Annotated in this window: 17 protein-coding genes and 1 pseudogene; 7 read left to right on the forward strand and 11 right to left on the reverse strand. The window is 60.9% G+C overall.

The genetic code is table 11. The features are described 5' to 3' along the window. Positions 1 to 16: 16 nt before the first annotated feature. Complete coding sequence (locus BFQ00_RS26650) at positions 17 to 871, reverse strand: LysR family transcriptional regulator (protein ID WP_065935215.1); 855 nt, start codon at positions 869 to 871, stop codon at positions 17 to 19. A gap of 88 nt (positions 872 to 959) precedes the next feature. Here BFQ00_RS26650 and BFQ00_RS26655 point away from each other — a divergent pair, with 88 nt between their 5' ends. Next, complete coding sequence (locus BFQ00_RS26655; protein WP_065935216.1) at positions 960 to 1,397, forward strand: multidrug/biocide efflux PACE transporter; 438 nt, start codon at positions 960 to 962, stop codon at positions 1,395 to 1,397. A gap of 11 nt (positions 1,398 to 1,408) precedes the next feature. Here BFQ00_RS26655 and BFQ00_RS26660 read toward each other — a convergent pair whose 3' ends face one another. Then, positions 1,409 to 2,170, reverse strand: a complete 762-nt coding sequence (locus BFQ00_RS26660; RefSeq protein WP_065935217.1) for an SDR family NAD(P)-dependent oxidoreductase — start codon at positions 2,168 to 2,170, stop codon at positions 1,409 to 1,411. 105 nt (positions 2,171 to 2,275) lie between these two features. Here BFQ00_RS26660 and BFQ00_RS26665 point away from each other — a divergent pair, with 105 nt between their 5' ends. Further along, positions 2,276 to 3,172, forward strand: coding sequence for a LysR family transcriptional regulator (locus BFQ00_RS26665; RefSeq protein ID WP_065935218.1), 897 nt, complete (start codon positions 2,276 to 2,278; stop codon positions 3,170 to 3,172). Between the two features lie 177 nt (positions 3,173 to 3,349). Here BFQ00_RS26665 and BFQ00_RS26670 read toward each other — a convergent pair whose 3' ends face one another. The 4 genes from BFQ00_RS26670 to BFQ00_RS26685 form a co-directional block, all read right to left on the reverse strand. Further along, entirely contained in the window at positions 3,350 to 4,954 is a 1,605-nt protein-coding gene (locus BFQ00_RS26670; protein ID WP_065895012.1) for an inorganic phosphate transporter, read from the reverse strand. Between the two features lie 96 nt (positions 4,955 to 5,050). After that, positions 5,051 to 6,079 (reverse strand): transporter, encoded by a 1,029-nt coding sequence (locus BFQ00_RS26675; RefSeq protein ID WP_065887744.1) that lies wholly within the window; start codon positions 6,077 to 6,079, stop codon positions 5,051 to 5,053. A gap of 157 nt (positions 6,080 to 6,236) precedes the next feature. Further along, a complete protein-coding gene (locus tag BFQ00_RS26680) occupies positions 6,237 to 6,545 on the reverse strand; it encodes a PepSY domain-containing protein (protein WP_065887745.1) in 309 nt (102 codons plus the stop codon). Positions 6,546 to 6,636: 91 nt separating this feature from the next. Further along, a complete protein-coding gene (locus tag BFQ00_RS26685) occupies positions 6,637 to 7,788 on the reverse strand; it encodes a glycerophosphodiester phosphodiesterase family protein (RefSeq protein WP_065887746.1) in 1,152 nt (383 codons plus the stop codon). A 232-nt stretch (positions 7,789 to 8,020) separates the two neighbouring features. Here BFQ00_RS26685 and BFQ00_RS26690 point away from each other — a divergent pair, with 232 nt between their 5' ends. After that, complete coding sequence (locus tag BFQ00_RS26690) at positions 8,021 to 8,344, forward strand: DUF2025 family protein (RefSeq protein ID WP_065895009.1); 324 nt, start codon at positions 8,021 to 8,023, stop codon at positions 8,342 to 8,344. A 17-nt stretch (positions 8,345 to 8,361) separates the two neighbouring features. Here BFQ00_RS26690 and BFQ00_RS30225 read toward each other — a convergent pair. Continuing rightward, a pseudogene (locus tag BFQ00_RS30225) lies at positions 8,362 to 8,436 on the reverse strand (antibiotic biosynthesis monooxygenase); the annotation flags it as partial. Next, positions 8,433 to 9,140 carry a CTP synthase C-terminal region-related (seleno)protein gene (locus tag BFQ00_RS26695; RefSeq protein WP_065935219.1) on the reverse strand — a complete coding sequence of 236 codons (708 nt, stop codon included), beginning with the start codon at positions 9,138 to 9,140 and terminating at the stop codon, positions 8,433 to 8,435. The pseudogene BFQ00_RS30225 and the gene BFQ00_RS26695, both read right to left, overlap by 4 nt. An 80-nt stretch (positions 9,141 to 9,220) precedes the next feature. On the opposite strand from BFQ00_RS26695, the gene BFQ00_RS26700 reads away from it, so the two are divergent. Beyond that, complete coding sequence (locus tag BFQ00_RS26700) at positions 9,221 to 10,105, forward strand: LysR family transcriptional regulator (RefSeq protein ID WP_065935220.1); 885 nt, start codon at positions 9,221 to 9,223, stop codon at positions 10,103 to 10,105. On the opposite strand, the gene BFQ00_RS26705 is transcribed toward BFQ00_RS26700, so the two are convergent. From BFQ00_RS26705 to BFQ00_RS26715, 3 genes are all read right to left on the reverse strand, one after another. Further along, on the reverse strand, positions 10,102 to 10,620 hold the full coding sequence (locus tag BFQ00_RS26705) for a DUF1003 domain-containing protein (RefSeq protein WP_065935221.1): 519 nt from the start codon (positions 10,618 to 10,620) through the stop codon (positions 10,102 to 10,104). The two genes, BFQ00_RS26700 and BFQ00_RS26705, sit on opposite strands and share 4 nt — an antisense overlap. A 74-nt stretch (positions 10,621 to 10,694) precedes the next feature. Next, positions 10,695 to 12,014 (reverse strand): methyl-accepting chemotaxis protein, encoded by a 1,320-nt coding sequence (locus BFQ00_RS26710; protein ID WP_065935251.1) that lies wholly within the window; start codon positions 12,012 to 12,014, stop codon positions 10,695 to 10,697. A 283-nt stretch (positions 12,015 to 12,297) separates the two neighbouring features. Continuing rightward, positions 12,298 to 12,918, reverse strand: a complete 621-nt coding sequence (locus BFQ00_RS26715) for a TetR/AcrR family transcriptional regulator (RefSeq protein ID WP_065935222.1) — start codon at positions 12,916 to 12,918, stop codon at positions 12,298 to 12,300. 121 nt (positions 12,919 to 13,039) lie between these two features. Between BFQ00_RS26715 and BFQ00_RS26720 the strand changes: the two genes are divergently transcribed. From BFQ00_RS26720 to BFQ00_RS26730, 3 genes are all read left to right on the forward strand, one after another. Continuing rightward, positions 13,040 to 14,098, forward strand: coding sequence for an MBL fold metallo-hydrolase (locus BFQ00_RS26720; RefSeq protein WP_065935223.1), 1,059 nt, complete (start codon positions 13,040 to 13,042; stop codon positions 14,096 to 14,098). Between the two features lie 108 nt (positions 14,099 to 14,206). Beyond that, complete coding sequence (locus tag BFQ00_RS26725) at positions 14,207 to 14,944, forward strand: hypothetical protein (protein WP_170827595.1); 738 nt, start codon at positions 14,207 to 14,209, stop codon at positions 14,942 to 14,944. 200 nt (positions 14,945 to 15,144) lie between these two features. Next, on the forward strand, positions 15,145 to 16,596 hold the full coding sequence (locus BFQ00_RS26730) for an amidase family protein (protein ID WP_065935224.1): 1,452 nt from the start codon (positions 15,145 to 15,147) through the stop codon (positions 16,594 to 16,596). The last annotated feature ends 54 nt before the right edge of the window (positions 16,597 to 16,650 follow it).

Genomic DNA, 16,650 nt, shown 5'->3' on the forward strand with positions numbered 1-16,650 from the left:
GTGCCCCTTGCCTACGTCACTCGAGCATCTTTGCCAACAACCAACTCCCCGCCGGCCCTGGCGGTTGTTGCCGCGACCACAGCGCATCCACCGCCACCGAACGCGGCCAACCGCGCACCTTGAGCTCGACCAACTGGTCGCCGCCGAAGCGCTCCACCAACCAGCGCGGTATGGGCGCCCAACCAAAGCCCAGTTGCGCCATCTCCATCAGCATCAGGTAGCTCGGTGCCGACCACACGCGTTGAGCGCCACGGTTTTCGTCAGGGTTGATGATGCTGGCCAGGCGCAGCTCCCGATGTTCTTGCAGGGTGTGCGGATCAAGACGGGCCTGGCTCGCCAGCGGGTGTCTGGGCGAGACGAACAAGGCGATCTCGGTGCGTTCCTCGACCGCCGAGCAACTGAGGTCCGGGGGGTAAACCTGCTGCTGCTCGATAAACGCGATGTGCGCCCGGCCACTTTGCACCAGGGCGATCAGGTCCTCGCATTCGGCGATCAGGCATTCCAACTCAAGGTCCGGGTAGCGTTGTTCAAAGGCGCTGAGAGCGACTTCGAAACGGTCGGACTGGTAGGTATCGGACATGGCGATACTCAGCTTCGGCTCCAGCCCCCGGGCCAATTGACTGGCCGCCAGTTCCAGCCGGCTGCTGGCCTCCAGCACCTGTTCGGCACGCTGCAACAACACCTGGCCGGCCGGGGTCAGCGTCGGCTTGCGGCTGCTGCGATCGAACAACACCACATCCAGATCGATTTCCAGGCTGGCCACTGCCGCGCTGATGGTGGACTGGCTCTTGCCCAGCTTGCGTGCGGCGGCGGAAAACGAACCCTGGGTGGCGGCCTGGACAAACGCCTGGAGCACTTCATGGGAGGCCATGACTATCGCCTTGATCGATGGTTATTGGTTATGAAGTATCGGCCAGGGGCGTGATCATGACAACCATCGTCACTCACGGAGCCGGGCCATGCACCCTACCAAGTCGATTACTGAACGTGTTTTCCAGGCCTTGGGGTTTGAAGGTTTGGCCTTATTGATCTGCACGCCTTTGCTGGTCTGGGTGACCGGCCGACCGGCCCTGGAAATGGGCGCGGTGACCTTGGGCATCAGCGTGCTGGCGCTGAGCTGGAACATCATTTTCAACAGCCTGTTCGACCGCCTTAAAGTGCGCCTGCACCTGTCCAGCGGGGGCCGCACGCGAGTGCTGCACGCGCTGCTGTTCGAAGGCGGGTTGATCCTGCTGGCGGTGCCGTTGATTGCCGCATTGATGAAGACCAGCCTGTTGGAGGCGTTCATCCTCGACATTGGCGTGCTGCTGTTCTTCCTGCCGTACACCTATGTCTACCACTGGGCGTATGACGTGATTCGGGAACGAGTCACCCGCAAAACGCCAATCGCCCTGTAGTCGCCAGCCGCTTACAGAAACATGCCGCCCGAGGCCTCGATCCGCTGGCCGGTGATCCATTGGCCGCCATCGGCCAGCAGCAGCGCCACGGCCCCGCCAATATCGTCGGGCAAACCGGCGCGGCCCAGGGCGGTGTTGTTGGCGACCATGGCATTGAGGTTGGCGTTATCGCGTACCGCTCCGCCGCCGAAGTCGGTTTCAATCGCGCCAGGGGCAAGGATATTCACGCTGATGCCACGCGCGCCGAGCTCCTTGGCCTGGTAGCGGGTCAGCACTTCCATCGCGCCTTTCATCGCCGCGTAGGCCGCGTAGCCCGGCAGGCTGAAGCGCGCCAGGCCGCTGGACACATTGAGAATTCGCCCACCGTCGCGAATCAACGGCAACAGCTTCTGGGTCAGAAAAAATGGCCCCTTGAATTGGATAGCGACCAGTTGGTCGAACTGGGCTTCGGTGGTTTCGGCAAAGCTTGCATGAATACCGATACCGGCGTTGTTGACCAGAAAATCAAACTGATCCTGTGCGAACACGTTCTTGAGCGCGTCAGTCACGTGATCGGCAAAGCCTGCAAACGTCGCGCTCTGGCTCACATCCAGTTGCAACATCGCCGCGCGGCCGCCCAGTTGTTCGATTTGCGTCACTAACGCCTGCGCCTCATCGGCCCTGCTGTGGTAAGTGCCGAGGATATCGACACCCTGGGCGGCAAGGTGCAGTGCAGCGCTTTTGCCCAGGCCGCGGCTGGCGCCGGTGATCAGTGCGATTTTACGTGGGGTCATGGTGCAGTCCTCTTGGGTGATGGTGGGACTGAGTGTATTTGTCCGCCCATAACGTGATAAACAGTGCCGTACCGGAATCACTGGTCGGACAGGGCGAACAATCCCATGAATAAACTTGAGCTGCTGCGCACGTTTGTACGCGTGACCGAGCTGTCGAGCTTTACCCAGGCCGGTGAAAGCCTTGGCTTGCCGCGCTCCACCGTGTCCGAACAGGTGCGCGCCCTGGAAGAACTGCTCGGTGCACGCCTGTTGCAACGCACCACGCGCAAGGTGCAGGCCACCCAGGACGGCCAGGTGTTGTATGAGCGCAGCAAGGATTTGCTGGCGCACATGGAGGAACTCGAGGGGCTGTTTCGACAGGACGAAACCCAGTTGGCCGGGCGCATACGGGTGGACATGCCCAACGTGATAGCGCGCACGCTGATCGTGCCCAACTTGCCCCCGTTCATGGAGCGCCACCCCCTGATCGAGATGCAAATCGGCAGCTCGGACCGCCAGGTGGACCTGATTGCCGAAGGCTTCGACTGTGTTGTGCGCGTGGGTGCCCAGCCCGACCAGAGCGTGGTGGCGCGGCGGGTGTGCAGCATGCCGATGGTCAACTGTGTGAGCGCAGGGTACGTGCAGCGCTACGGCATGCCGCGCACCCTGGCTGACCTGGAACAGCATCAGTTGGTGCATTACGTACGGCCGCTGGGCGCACGCTCGGCGGGGTTCGAGTACCTGCAAGGCAACAAGGTGCTGCGGCTGCCAATGGCCGGGCGGGTGACCGTCAACAGCACCGATGCGTACCAGGCGGCGTGCCTGGGCGGCTTTGGCATTATCCAAGTGCCGCGGCTGGGCATTCGCGACTTGCTGGCCAGTGGCGAATTGGTCGAGGTGCTGGCCGATTACCCGGCGCCGCCTCTGGACGTGTCATTGCTCTACGCCGGCCAGCGGCATTTGCCGTTGCGCGTGCGGGTGTTCATGGAGTGGTTGGCGGCCACCCTGCAAGCCCACCTTTAACTGCGCGCCGGCAACGTGGGAGGAGGGCTCGCCCTAATAACGCTTTTTGTAGGAGCGAGGGGGGCGCCTAGCTCTTGCTCGCGAAAAACTTACAGGCACCGCGCTCATTCAGAATGAACGCATTATCGTTGACGTTTCTCGCGAGCAAGCTCGCTCCTACATTCGATTGAGGGTGGGTCAGAACAGTTGGGTGAACAGCCAGTAAAGGCTGCCCGACAACACAATCGCCGCCGGCAACGTCAATACCCAGGCCATCAACAAGTTGCGGATGGTGCGCATCTGCAGGCCGCCGCCGTTGGCCACCATGGTCCCGGCCACGCCCGATGACAACACATGGGTGGTCGATACCGGCAAACCGAACATGTCCGCCGCGCCAATGGTCAGCATCGCCACGGTCTCGGCCGAGGCGCCCTGGGCGTACGTCAGGTGGGTCTTGCCGATCTTCTCGCCCACCGTCACCACGATGCGCTTCCAGCCGACCATGGTGCCAAGCCCCAAGGCGATGGCCACCGCGATCTTGACCCACAGCGGGATAAAGCGCGTGGCGCTGTCGATCTGTTGCTTGAACAATTGCAGCTTGCCCTGGGTGTCGGCGTCGAAATTGCCGACCTTGCCCTTGTCCATCAGGCGAATGGTTTCGCTGGTCAGGTACATGTCGTTACGCACGTTGCCCACCGCTTCAGCCGGTACCGCGGCAAGGGAGCCATAGCCTTTGACTTCGGCGCCGATGTGCCCGGTGATGGCGGCAAGGGCGGGCACCAGTTCCGGGGTGGCTTCTTTGGTGCGCACGTAGGTGGATAAGGTTGCTCGTGAATCGCCGGGAGCCGGCTGCGGTGCGGATTTCACCAATGCGGCCTGGGTGACTTCCGCCACCGCTGCAAACTGCAGTGACTGATCGGCCGGCATGGTGCGGTTCAGCGCGTAGGCCATCGGCAACGTGCCCACCAGAATCAGCATGATCAGGCCCATGCCTTTTTGCCCATCGTTGGAGCCGTGGGCGAACGACACACCGGTGCACGTGACGATCAGCATGCCGCGAATCCACCACGGCGGCGGGGTGTCGCCCTTGGGCGCTTTGTACAGCGCGCGGTTCTTCACGAAGGCGCGCAGCGCCAGCAACAGCAAGGCGGCAAACGCGAAGCCGATCAGCGGCGACAACAGCAAGGCATAACCGATCTTGGCCGCCTGGCTCCAATCCACGCCACTGGTGCCATCGCGGCCATGCATCAACGCATTCGCCACGCCGACACCAATGATCGAGCCGATCAGCGTGTGGGACGACGACGCCGGCAAACCCAGCCACCAGGTGCCGAGGTTCCACAGGATCGCGGCGATCAGCAGGGCGAAGATCATGGCGAAGCCGGCCGAAGAGCCCACCTGCAGAATCAACTCCACCGGCAGCAGGGCAATGATGCCGAACGCCACCGCGCCGCTGGACAGCAGCACGCCGAGAAAATTGAAAAAACCCGACCACACCACCGCGAAATGCGGCGGCAGCGAGTTGGTGTAGATCACCGTGGCCACCGCATTGGCGGTGTCGTGAAAGCCATTGACGAACTCAAAGCCCAACGCGATCAACAGCGCCACGCCGAGCAACAGGAACGGCGTCCAGGTGGTGAGCTGGGCGCCCATTTCGTGCATGTCATGCATCAGGCTGTAAGCGGTGAACAGCAGGCCCATGGCGAGCACGGCGAAAAACATGATCACCGTGACCAGGCCGGGCTTGGTGTCCAGGCGCGGTTTGGGGGCGGAGGGTGAGGCTGTCAGGGAGGGGGTGGCCATGCCGGAGCATCCAGTGTGAGGAGGATGGCGTTCATGATCATTGCAAATTGTTACAGAGATGCTGCGGCAGGTCAGTGTTCAGGTGGGGAGTGCCTTTCAATTCATCAAGTCCTTACGCTTTCTGAATGCCCAGCGCCCGGCAATCAGGGTGAAGGTTGCCACCAGCGCGACCAGTATCCAAAAGCCTTCCGGGTCCTGGGACAGCGGCACCCCGCCCACATTCATGCCGAAAAAGCCGGCGATGATGTTGATCGGCAGCGCCAGCACCGTCACCACCGTGAGGGTGAACAGCGTGCGGTTGCTCTGCTCGTTGAGATTGGCGGCGATCTCTTCCTGCAACAGCTTGATGCGTTCGCCCAGGGCCGTCAGGTCGTTGATGATCAGCGCGAACTCTTCGGTGGATTTGCGCAGCTCCTTCACGTCTTCCTTTTGCAGCCATTGCGGCGGCCGGTTGAGCAGGCGCAACAGCGAACCCGGTTCCAGCGCCAGCAGGCGTTGCAAGCGCACCAGCACGCGGCGCGCGGCACCGAGTTCGGCGCGGTTGGTGGACAGGCGCGAGGACAGCAACTGGTCTTCGATATGATCGACGCTGAGGCTGGTCTTGCGCACGATCTGCGTCAGCACTTCGCCCTGGTCGCGCAGCAAATGCACCAGCAACTCCAGCGGCGAGCGAAAACGTTCACCGGCCTTCACCGACGAGCGCAACTTATCCACCGAGTGCAGCGGTTGCAGGCGCGCACTGATCAGCAAGCGACTGCGCGCGCACACCCACAAGGTGGATATATCCGAGGAGACCATGCTGCTGAAGTTGAACACCACATCGTTGACCACCGCCAGCAGGGCCGAATCGACATGCTCGATGCGCGTGGAGCGCGAACCTTCGTGCAGCGCTTCGAAGAATTCCTCCGGCAGTTCCAGGTGCGCTTGCATCCAGCGCTCACAGGCGGCATGGGCCAGGTTCAGGTGCAGCCAGAGAAATTCCTGCGGGTCACCGGGTTGTTGCAGGCATTGCAGGGCGGTAGCGGAATCAATCTGCTGGCCTTTTTCGCCGGGCAGAAAGCGGAAACCGTAAAGCAGGCCAAACAGGTCGGGATCCTGGTGGGCGTGGTCAATGCTGTGGTTCATGGGGGCTCGCACAGAAAGCGCCTGTAGGATATTTCACAGGTTCGCATGCTCGAATCATTGCAAGGCGTGATGACGATTATGTGACAGCACGGCGCGCGCCCATAAAAAAAGCGCCACCCGAAGGTGGCGCGTTTTCTGGCAATTCAACTCAGGTCACTCAGGTATCGAGTTTGTCTTCCAGCACAGCGCCGGTCTTGGCGTCGAGCTTCACTTCGTAGTTCTTGCCGGCGGTGTCGGTCAGGTCAACTTCATAGACCAGTACGCCGCTGTTGTTGTGGTCCAACTCGGTGTCGTTGATCGTTGCGCCAGCGTGTTTGGCCACGGCCGCAGCGTTGAGTTTTTCGAATGGCATCACGGCACCGGACTTGAGCAGGCCTTCAATCTGGTCCGGACGAATATCCGCCTGGGCCAGGCCCGCAGTCAGTGTCAGGGCAGTGGCGGCGAACAAAGCGGTCAGGGTTTTCATGGTGTGTGTCCTTCTGGTTGAGCTGTTTAAGTGGCGCCAGATTAACCGGCGCAACTTAACTCATCCTTAATGGCTCACTGACACCAACGCCTCAGTATTTATGATCGCTCAGCAGGTCCTGCACGCTGGACGACGGCCAGCGCTTGTAGAACTTCAACAGTTCGGCGGCACGGTTGGTGAAGATGCCATCGACACCGGCCTTCATCACCTTGTCGAAGTCGACCGGCTCATCCACGGTGTACACATGCACCAACAGGCCCTTGTCGTGGGTCAGCTTGTTCATCTCAGGCTTGACCAGGTCGGTGTAGCTCTGGTCGCCATGGTCGGTCAGCTCTGCCGAAGGGCCGGTGCCGATGGCGCCGAGGCTTTTGGCCTGGTCGACCCATTTTTCGAATTCGGCCGCGTCTTTCGGTTCCTGCTTGGCGTAATAGGCCGCTTTGGTCGCTTCGCCGGACTCGGCGAACGTCACCTTGGACTTGGGCTCAATGCTGCCTTCACCGACCCACAACAGCAGGATCTTCGGCGTGTTGGGCATTTCTTTTTGCAGTTCTTTCAGGCTGGCCACCTCAAAGGTTTGCAGCACCACACGGCCCTTGCCCTGGCCGACGCCGGTGTTGCTCTTGCCCAGCTTGGAGCCGGCGGAGCTCAACCAGCCCTTGTCGAGCAACTTGTTTTTCAGGTCGGCCTCGATGCCCGGGAATTGCTTGGGCTCCTTGGTCTCGATGTACAGGCCCGGCTTATGTTGCGGATTGCCTTCGGCGATCTTGATGATGTCATCCAGGCTCTGGATTTTCAGGCCGACGAAACCCGGGCGTGCACGGTCCGGGTAGGCGGCGTTGAACCAGCTGCCGGCGTCCAGGCTTTGCAGTTCTTTCCAGGTGAATTCGTTGGCCGGCGCGTCTTTGCGCTCGGGGAACTTGGTCGCCACGTCGGTGGTGCGCTGCAGGTTGTTGTCGTGCAGGGCGAACAATACGCCGTCCTTGCTGCGCTGCAGGTCCAGTTCCAGGTAGTCGGCGCCCAGGTCGCGCGCGACCTTGTAAGCGGCGGCGGTGGACTCGGGGGCGTCATAGGACGCGCCACGGTGGGCGATCACCGCAGGGTAGGGGATGCCTTCGTTTGTCGCCAATTCAGCCGGGCTGATCGGGTCGGCAGCCTGTGCGGGAGCAAGGCCGAGCATCAGCGCCAGCAGCACGGCACTCCCTATCGTGGTGCGCACCAGGCCGTTGGTTAACGTGACAGGCATATGGGAAGTCCTTTCGTGGAGGTAACTTTGAGAAGGCGTCCTTTTTAACAATTGATTGCGAAAGGCGCTATCACCAAACCGACATTAACCTGCGCGCGGACCAACTTTTAGGGTTTTTCTGTGATGTATTGCAGTACTCTTGGCCGCAGCTGCCCCGTCAGAGGGCGGTATTTTTTGCCACGCGTGTAAACCATCTTTCCAGTCCCTGTGGGACTTTTCAGTGAGGTTTACCATGCGCATCACTTCCGAGCTTATCTGCCAGGCCGCCGACCAACTCCACGGTTTTGTTGGCCTGAATCGCAAGACTGGCCAGTACATCGTGCGTTTCAGCGAAGATGCCTTCGGCATGGACGTGGCCGATGACGGCATCATTCCCACCGCCGAGTTCGTCTGGGTCCCGGCTGCCGACCACAGCATGATCCTGTCACGCGCGCGCATTCAGTTACTGCTGGAGCAGAATATCGACGACCGGCTCAACATCAGCGAACCGTTGCGGGTGTATATGCGCCGGGTCGAGATCCCGCAGATCAGTGCGTTGCGTAGCCTGGTCAGCTAGGCCTGTGTAATCGCCCTACCCTGGTCGCCATCGGTGTGCAGTGAGCTGAAAATAACTGCGTAGTAAGGCGCTGCCGGTGTCCTGGCGATCATGCCGAGGCCTCCCGGCACGCCTTGAGCAGGGCTATCGCCAGCGGCGGCGTGGTGCCTTTGAGGGCGGCACGTTCGGGCTGGAACAGGGTGGCGACGAAAAAAGGATGGCCCAGCAGCTCTATCGCGCGAAGCTCGCCAGCCGCGTCATGGCCGCCGGGGATCAACTCCCCGTCGAGCAGTGCGTGAGCGAACTCTGGATTGATACCGTAGCTGCAACGATAACCTTCGTGGATATCCAGGCTGCCGTAGGCTTGGGCGATACGCGTATTGGCTAGCAGGCGCACGGTGTCGCTGGCTTCCACCAGCGCACAGCTCAATGGCGTAATGACCGCACGTTCGGCGTCCGGTACCAACTCGCCGTGTTCGGCATCCGCCCATCCCAGCACGTTGCGGGCATATTCGAGTACCACGTGCTGAAAACCACCGCAGGTGCCGAGGAAAGGTCGCCGCTGTTCGCGGGCAAAGCGGATGGCTCGCAGCGCGCCTTCGATGTCGCGGTAAGGGCTGGCAGGCACGCACCAGAAGCCGTCAAACCCGTGCAGCGAGGCCGTGGAGGTGAGGGTGTCGGTGCCGAGCCAGTGCAGGTTGACGTCAAGTTCCAGGGCTTGGGCCGCTTGTTGCAGCGCTACCGGAATGGCTTGGTGTGCAATCACGTCGGGGTTGTAATCGCCGATCAGAGCGAGGTGCAGCGGGGTGTCGTTCATCGTGTGCATCCCATGGCTTGTGGTGTCCTGGTGGGCACTATAGATTGGCGCTCACGCAATCGATATTGGCGTTTTCCCACATGGTCAATGCATCCACGCACTATCAGCTCGACTATAACGACCTGTCGCTGGTCCTCGCTCTGTTGCGTGGCGGCACGCTGGCGCGGGCGGCGGGGTTGCTGCGCGTGGATGTGTCCACGGTGTTCCGCGCAGTACGGCGCCTGGAAGCAGCCCTGGGCCAACCGCTGTTTGAAAAAAGCCGCGCCGGCTATCTGCCTACCAGTCTGGCCAACCACTTGGCGCAACAGGCCGAGCGCGCAGAGCTTGCCCTGGAGGCTGCACGCATCGGTGTGGAGCAGGGCGGTGAAGTGATCAGCGGCACGGTGCGCCTGACCTGTTCCGACTCGGTGCTGCAAGGTCTGTTGCTACCCGCCCTGGCCGGCTTCATGGCGGACTATCCGGCGTTGATCCTGGAGCTGAGCACCTCCAACGATTTCGCCAACCTCAGCCGCCGCGATGCGGATATCGCGCTGCGCCTGACCATGAACCCGCCGGAGCATCTTGTCGGACGTTGCCTGGGCACGGTGACGTATCAGGTGTGCGCCAGTGCCGACTATGCCCGTCGGCATGCAGGCCATGAACTGGCCGACCTGACCTGGATTGCGCCGGATGACTTTTTGCCCGACCACCCCACCGTGGCCTGGCGCCGTGAGCATCTGCCGGGCGTGCGTCCCGGTTATCGCTGCAACAGCATGCAGTCGGTGACGGCATTGGTACGCGCCGGGCTTGGGGTGGCGGCGTTGCCGGATTTCCTGATCGACGACGGCTTGCAACGGCTGGGCCCCGCTTTGGCAGGACATGACACGGCGCTGTGGCTGTTGACGCGCCCTGATTGCCGGGCGTTGCGTTCGGTGGTGACGCTGTTTGATGAGCTGGGGCGACACGTGCGCTGGCTGCGCCGTTAGGTTTTGCGCACAAAGTGCTCATGCATTTCACTGGTCAGGGTTTCGATACGCTCGGTCAGCTGTTTGGTCATTTGCGTCAACCGCGTGTTCTGCTCCAACAGCTCCAGCAGCTGTTGGGTGGTCTGTTCCGCTTGGGCCTGGCGTGCGGTATTGGCCGTGGCCAGAGCTTCGCGGTGCTGCGCGTCGGCGTCGGACTGGGCTTTGTCGCGTGCTGCCTGGCGCGTCTGGGCCAGCAGGATCAGCGGCGCGGCATAGGCCGATTGCAGGCTGAAGGCCAGGTTGAGCAGGATGAAGGGGTAGACGTCGAAGTGGGTGACGCCGGTCGCGTTCAGCACCACCCACAGCACCACAATGGCGGTTTGCGCGCCAAGGAACGTTGGGGTGCCAAAGAAGCGCGCGAAGGCTTCGGCCTTGAGGGCAAAGGTATCGTTGCCAAAGGTCGGCGCCAGGTGAGCGTGGTGGCGATGGAAACGCAGGTGGTCGACAGGGATCGGGTCGGGTTTATCTGAGGTCATGGCAGGCTCGAGTCGATGGCGTAGGGCTTACGCACTATAGACCGAGCCTCCCGGCCAGGCACATGAAGAAGCCGTCAGCGATTGCCCCGCTCGTTGGCGAACGCGCTCACCGCCTGCACCGCCTCGCTGGTGCCTTCACGAATCTGCAGGATCACCGTACCGGCCTGGTTGGCCAGCTCCACGCCCTGAGCCGCACGGTCGCGGGTGGCGTCCATGCTGTCGATGGCCTGGCGGGTTTCGTCCTGGATCATGGCGATCATGCCGGAAATTTCCGCCGTGGAGCCGCTGGTGCGCGCCGCCAATTGGCGGACCTCATCGGCGACCACGGCAAAGCCACGGCCTTGCTCGCCTGCGCGGGCGGCCTCGATGGCGGCGTTGAGGGCCAGCAGGTTGGTCTGGTCGGCGATCCCGCGAATGGTGTTGACGATGGTGGTGATCTGCTGCGACCGCTCGCCCAGCTTGGCGATCAGTTGCGAGGAAGCGTCAATATCCACGGCGATTTCGCGCATGCCGGTGGCGGTTTTCTGAATCACGTCGGCGCCTTTTTCGGCCATGTCCTGGGTATTGAGCGACAGGTGATACGCCTGCGCAGCGCTTTGCGCGTCAGCGGCATGCTGTTGCACACGGGCGGTGACGTCCGACGCAAACTTCACCACCTTGCACAGACGCCCGCTGGCGTCGTACACCGGGTTGTAGTTGGCTTCGAGCCACAGCGTGTTGCCGTGTTTGTCCACGCGCTCGAACTGGCCGTTGAACAGTTCACCCTGGTTCAGACGTTTCCAGAATTCGCTGTAGGCGGCGCTGCCGGCCAGCTCGGGTGTGCAGAACAGGCGGTGATGCTTGCCCTGGATCTGCGCCAGGCTGTAGCCCATGCGCTGCAGGAAGTTCGCATTGGCGGTGATGATGGTGCCATCGAGGTTGAACTCGATCATCGCCATGGCGCGGTCGATGGCTTGCAGCTTGGCGTTGGCTTCACTTTCGGCCTGCAGGCGCGGGGTGACGTCCAACGCGTATTTCACCACTTTGATCACGCGCCCGGCTTCATCCTTTACCGGGTTGTAACTGGCTTCCAGCCACACCGATTGGCCATTGGCGCCCACTCGCTCAACGGTGCCCGACTCGAATTGGCCGTTGCGTAGATGCGTCCACAGCTGGTTGTACTCGGCGCTGCGGGCGAACGCCGGTGTGCAGAACAGGCGGTGGGGTTGGCCCAGGATCTGTTCGGCGCGATAGCCCATGGTCTTGAGGAAATTGTCATTGGCGCGCAGCACCGTGCCCTGCGTGTCGAATTCGATGACCGCCATGGAGCGCTCGATCGCGTCCAGCAGGCTGGCTTGTTGGGCATTGGTGTGTTGCAAGGCGGTGATGGTTTTTTTGTAAGCATTGAATAGCATGGTCGGAAGCTCGAGCAGGCATGCGTATGAGGATTCCATGTAGATGCGCCTGACCCCGTAGGGCATCTGGGCCTTACGGTTGACTTGCTCATTGCCAGCTTCCTTGTGCTGACAGAGGGGTGGAACAACGGGTTCAGAGTGATCGGCCAGCCAAGAAGTTCGCCGCTTTGGGGGCGTATTTCATGATCATGCGACCAATGGCGGCATTATGCTATCGCGGCAGGCTGGCGGAAGAAAATTCAGACGAAGCGTTGTAAGACGACTCAGGCCGGACGGCGTACCGTCAGCGGTGAGCATTGACCTCATAACCTGCCAGGAACAGATCGATCGCCGATTCGATCACATGGGCCTGGGACGCTGTATCGAGGGTAGGTTGGCCAAGGGTAATCTGCGGCCAGAATGCGAAGGCCTTGAGCAGGCTTTGTACCTGGTGAGCGGCGAACGCCGGGTCGTCGCCACTCAGCCGGCCGTCTTCCTGGGCGGCGCGTATCCACAGGGTAAAGCCTTCTTCACGGGCGCTCAGGCGGTTGACCATGTCCTGGGCGCGTGCCGGCGAATGAATGGTGGCCGCAATGGCCACGCGCGCCAGGTCGAGGAAGTTGGTATCCGACATCATCTTCATTTTCGCTTCCAGCAACTGGCGCAATTGATCGCGCAAGGGTTGGTCGCGGCTGTAGGCCACATCCAGTTGCGCGGCGCTGCTGGCCCACAATTTGTGCATGATTTCGGCAAACAGCTCTTCTTTACTGGGGAAGTGGTTGTACACCGTACGCTTGGAAACCCCGGCAGTGGCGGCGATCCTGTCCATGCTGGTGACCTCGAAGCCATTTGCGCGAAATTCGGCAATGGCCGCCGTCACGATAGCTTCGCGTTTACGGTCGGTGAGGCGTGGGGAGGCATTCATGGAGGGCGTTCGGCTCGAAGATGAAGTTACACTCGGTAGTTTACTTGTTCAGGATTTTGTTGCAATGTAGAAACTACACTGTGCAGTGTAATTCATCCGCAGACGTAGGAGTCACTGTGTAATGGGCACCCTTTCAACCCGTCTCGATCCCGCACCCACTGCGCGCAAGCCTGCCGAGCGGGAGCAGGGGCATTTTCATAACGATGCGCCGGTGCCGCACGGTGGCTTTGGCAAGACATTGCGTATCTTTTGGAACATGTTGTTCAACAAACCGCGTACGACACGGCCTGTGGGCAATATCCCGGTACAGCGCCTGACGCGCGAACACCTGATGGCAGCCCCTGACCACAGTGTGTTCCGCCTGGGCCATTCAACCGTGTTGCTGAAAATGCGCGGTAAGTTCTGGATCACCGACCCGGTATTCGCCGAGCGCGCCTCGCCGTTCAGTTGGGCCGGCCCCAAGCGTTTCCACCAACCGCCTATCAGCCTTGAAGAGTTGCCGCCGTTGGAGGCGGTGATCCTGTCCCACAATCACTACGACCACCTTGACCGCGCGGCGGTCGTGCAATTGGCCGACAAGACGCGCTGCTTCCTGGCGCCTTTGGGGGTGGGAGACACGCTGGTCAAATGGGGTGTGGATGCCGGCAAAGTGCGGCAACTGGACTGGTGGCAGGGCACCGAGGTCGATAGCATTCGTTTTGTTGCCACGCCGGCGCAGCATTTTTCCGGGCGTGGCCTGTTTGATGGCAACCAGACCCTGTGGTGTTCCTGGGTGATGATCGATGACGCGCGGCGGATTTTTTTCAGCGGCGACACGGGGTATTTCGACGGTTTCAAGCGGATCGGCGAGCAATACGGACCGTTTGACCTGACCCTCATGGAGACCGGGGCCTACAACGTCGACTGGCCTCACGTGCATATGCAGCCGGAGCAGACATTGCAGGCGCATATCGACCTCAAGGGCCGTTGGCTGCTACCAATTCACAACGGTACGTTCGACCTGGCGTTCCACGCCTGGCACGAGCCGTTCGACCGCATCATGGCACTGGCTTGGGAACGCAATGTGTCGATCACCACCCCGGCCATGGGCCAGGCGTTCAGGCTCAACCAGCCCGAGCGAGGGCATGCGTGGTGGCTGGAAGTAGAGAGTCATGATGCAAAAGAACACGCTGCGGGCTAATTGACGAGCGTGTGGAAAAAGGTATTTTCAGGGTGTTTCAACGCTGCGACAAACGTCGGAAGGGAGTGCGATGATCCCTCGGAAATTTAATTTCAGGGAGACGTTGTCATGAGCGACGACTGCAAGAAACTATGGCGATTGGGCATACCCTGCTTCTCGGCGGCGTCGCACGCCGTTGAGCAGGGGAGCGTTGATCCTGGCTCTTCCAGCACCACGGCGGCGCGTACCGATAACGCCAACCCCGGTGCTATCGTCTTCGGTGCCGCATGCGCTGAGGGCGCGGTGCTCATACCCGGCTACAATGCTTTGGCGCCCATGATCAAACCCCCGCGCGACCCTGCCTTATCACTGATTGCCATCAGTGGTGTCGACCCCACTGAGCCCGTGATGGTTGAAGTCCCCCTGGTGCAAAACAACAGTGCTTCGCGTGCATCCCTGGTACTGGAGGGGTGGCGTATCGGTTATGCCAGCCGCTATGTACGCGGTGGTCATATCGAACCCGCCGACCACAGTGCGACCCTGCAGCGAGCGTTCGTCATCCTGCGCCAGGCGGGCGTGCAGTTGGTGGCAGTGGACGTGCAGTGTACGAGCGACCCGCTTGAATCCGGCACGGCCATTGATGAGCTTGCGACCCGCCATCGTCTGGATGCCTTGATATCAGACGAGCAAAGCCAGGCGTTTCATGCCGCGTGTGCAAGCGGCTACCCCAGTGGCTGCCAGGCACTGGAAGACGGCGCCAGGCTTTGGTTTTATGGGGCCCGCTGGGCGGGCGAGCGGGTGAGGGTTGTACTGCGAACTTATGCTCAACTGATATCACCCAGCGCACCTACAGCGCTGATGGAATGATCATACCGGGCGGTAGGATTAGCGCTGTACAGCGCTGCCGGAACAACCTCTTAGACTGCCGCCGGGTTATCGCAAGATAGCCCTCATTCAGTCACTTACAGGGGTATTTCATGATCGGACCCGTTTCGGCAGGTGGGTGGGCGTCAGGCCTGTTGCAAGAACTTTCAAATCCGCCGCAGGGCTTCAAGGGCGCCTGTCAAATGGCAGGGGAGATGGCCAGCCAGGGCGGGGTCACCTCAGAGTCGCTGGTGAAGGACTCATTCAGACAAATCGCTAATATTGACCGTGGCCTGCAGGGTGGTAACGCGTTTGTAGAAACCAACCCGGATGCCCTCAACGATGCCAGGGCTCGCGATCTGGAACGTAAAAGAGGCCATGTGCGCGGGTATCTGCACGGCGTTCCCATTGCCCTCAAGGACGTGTTCGAAACCAGGGACCGTATGCAAACAAGCGGTGGTTCCAGGGCTTTGGTGGGAAAGGCCGCCTCAAAGAATGCCAAGGTCGTGGATAACCTGCTAAGGGCGGGGGTGGTAGTTGTAGGTAAAACGAATATGAGCGAACTGTCCAACTTCCGCTCTGAACTGCCGCTGGATGGCTGGAGCTCGCGAGGTGGTCAGACGCTCAATCCCCATCGCCTGGGAGGGCAGGTGGCAGGATCGAGTTCCGGTTCTGCCGTGGCGGTTGCCCAAGGGCATGTGCCGCTGGCACTGGGGGTGGAAACCAGCGGTTCGGTCATTACTCCTGCGGCCTACAACGGCGTTTTTGGCTTGAAAACCTCCGTTGGCTTGCTGAGTACCGAGGGTGTCATGACCAGTTCACACATGGATACGATTGGCACATTCACCCGCAATGTCTGCGATGCGGCAGAAGCACTCAACGCCATGACCGAGACCCGCGCCTACACCGAAGGCCTGCGCTCAGATGCATTGAAGGGCAAGCGCATCGGCTACACGCCGGTGCCCGAATTGTCCGAAGAGGATGCAAGGGACCCCGCGAAGCGCGCCGACAGCAAGCATTACTCAGAGGCGCTTGAGGTGTTGCGGTCTCAAGGCGCGATCCTGGTGCCCGTGGGTACGCTTGAGGATGGCGTCGAAGAGGGAACCTACGCCGATTACAACGAAGCATTGTTTTCAGACGTCAAGCATCACTTGGAAGAGTACCTTGCCGGGCGCGAAGGTTTGCCCGTCAAATCGCTTACGGAGCTGATTGCATTCAATCAGCGTAACCAGCAACCCGGTGAGCCTGACCAGAAGGTGTTGGAGCTTATCAATGGCCTGGAAACGACTCAGGACCAGCGCGATAGGCTGTGGGAGAGCGTCCTCCCTCTTTTTCAGAAAACCATCGATGATCCGATGAAAGAGCACAAGCTCGACGCCATGGTGTCGAATTTTCTCTCGAACAATTATTTTTTCAGCGCAGCGGCAGGCTACCCCGGAATGTCCGTTCCGTCCGGCATGGATGATGAAGGTATGCCAACTGCACTTTACCTTTACGGGGCGGCCAACAGCGAGGCGACATTACTGTCGGCTGCCTACGTTTATGAGCAAGCCACACAGGCGATCAAAGAACCGGCATTCCTCCCCGGCACTCCGTTTACGCCGGCACCCGTAACGGCAGATAGCGCCGCTGAGGTACCTGCAGGCAACGTCTGAATGTGATCCAACCTCTGCCCGATGGCATACGGCAGAGGTTGTCCCCGTGCGGTC

The sequence above is a fragment of the Pseudomonas sp. 28 E 9 genome (assembly GCF_900004785.1).
In the GTDB taxonomy this organism is placed as follows: domain Bacteria; phylum Pseudomonadota; class Gammaproteobacteria; order Pseudomonadales; family Pseudomonadaceae; genus Aquipseudomonas; species Aquipseudomonas orientalis_A.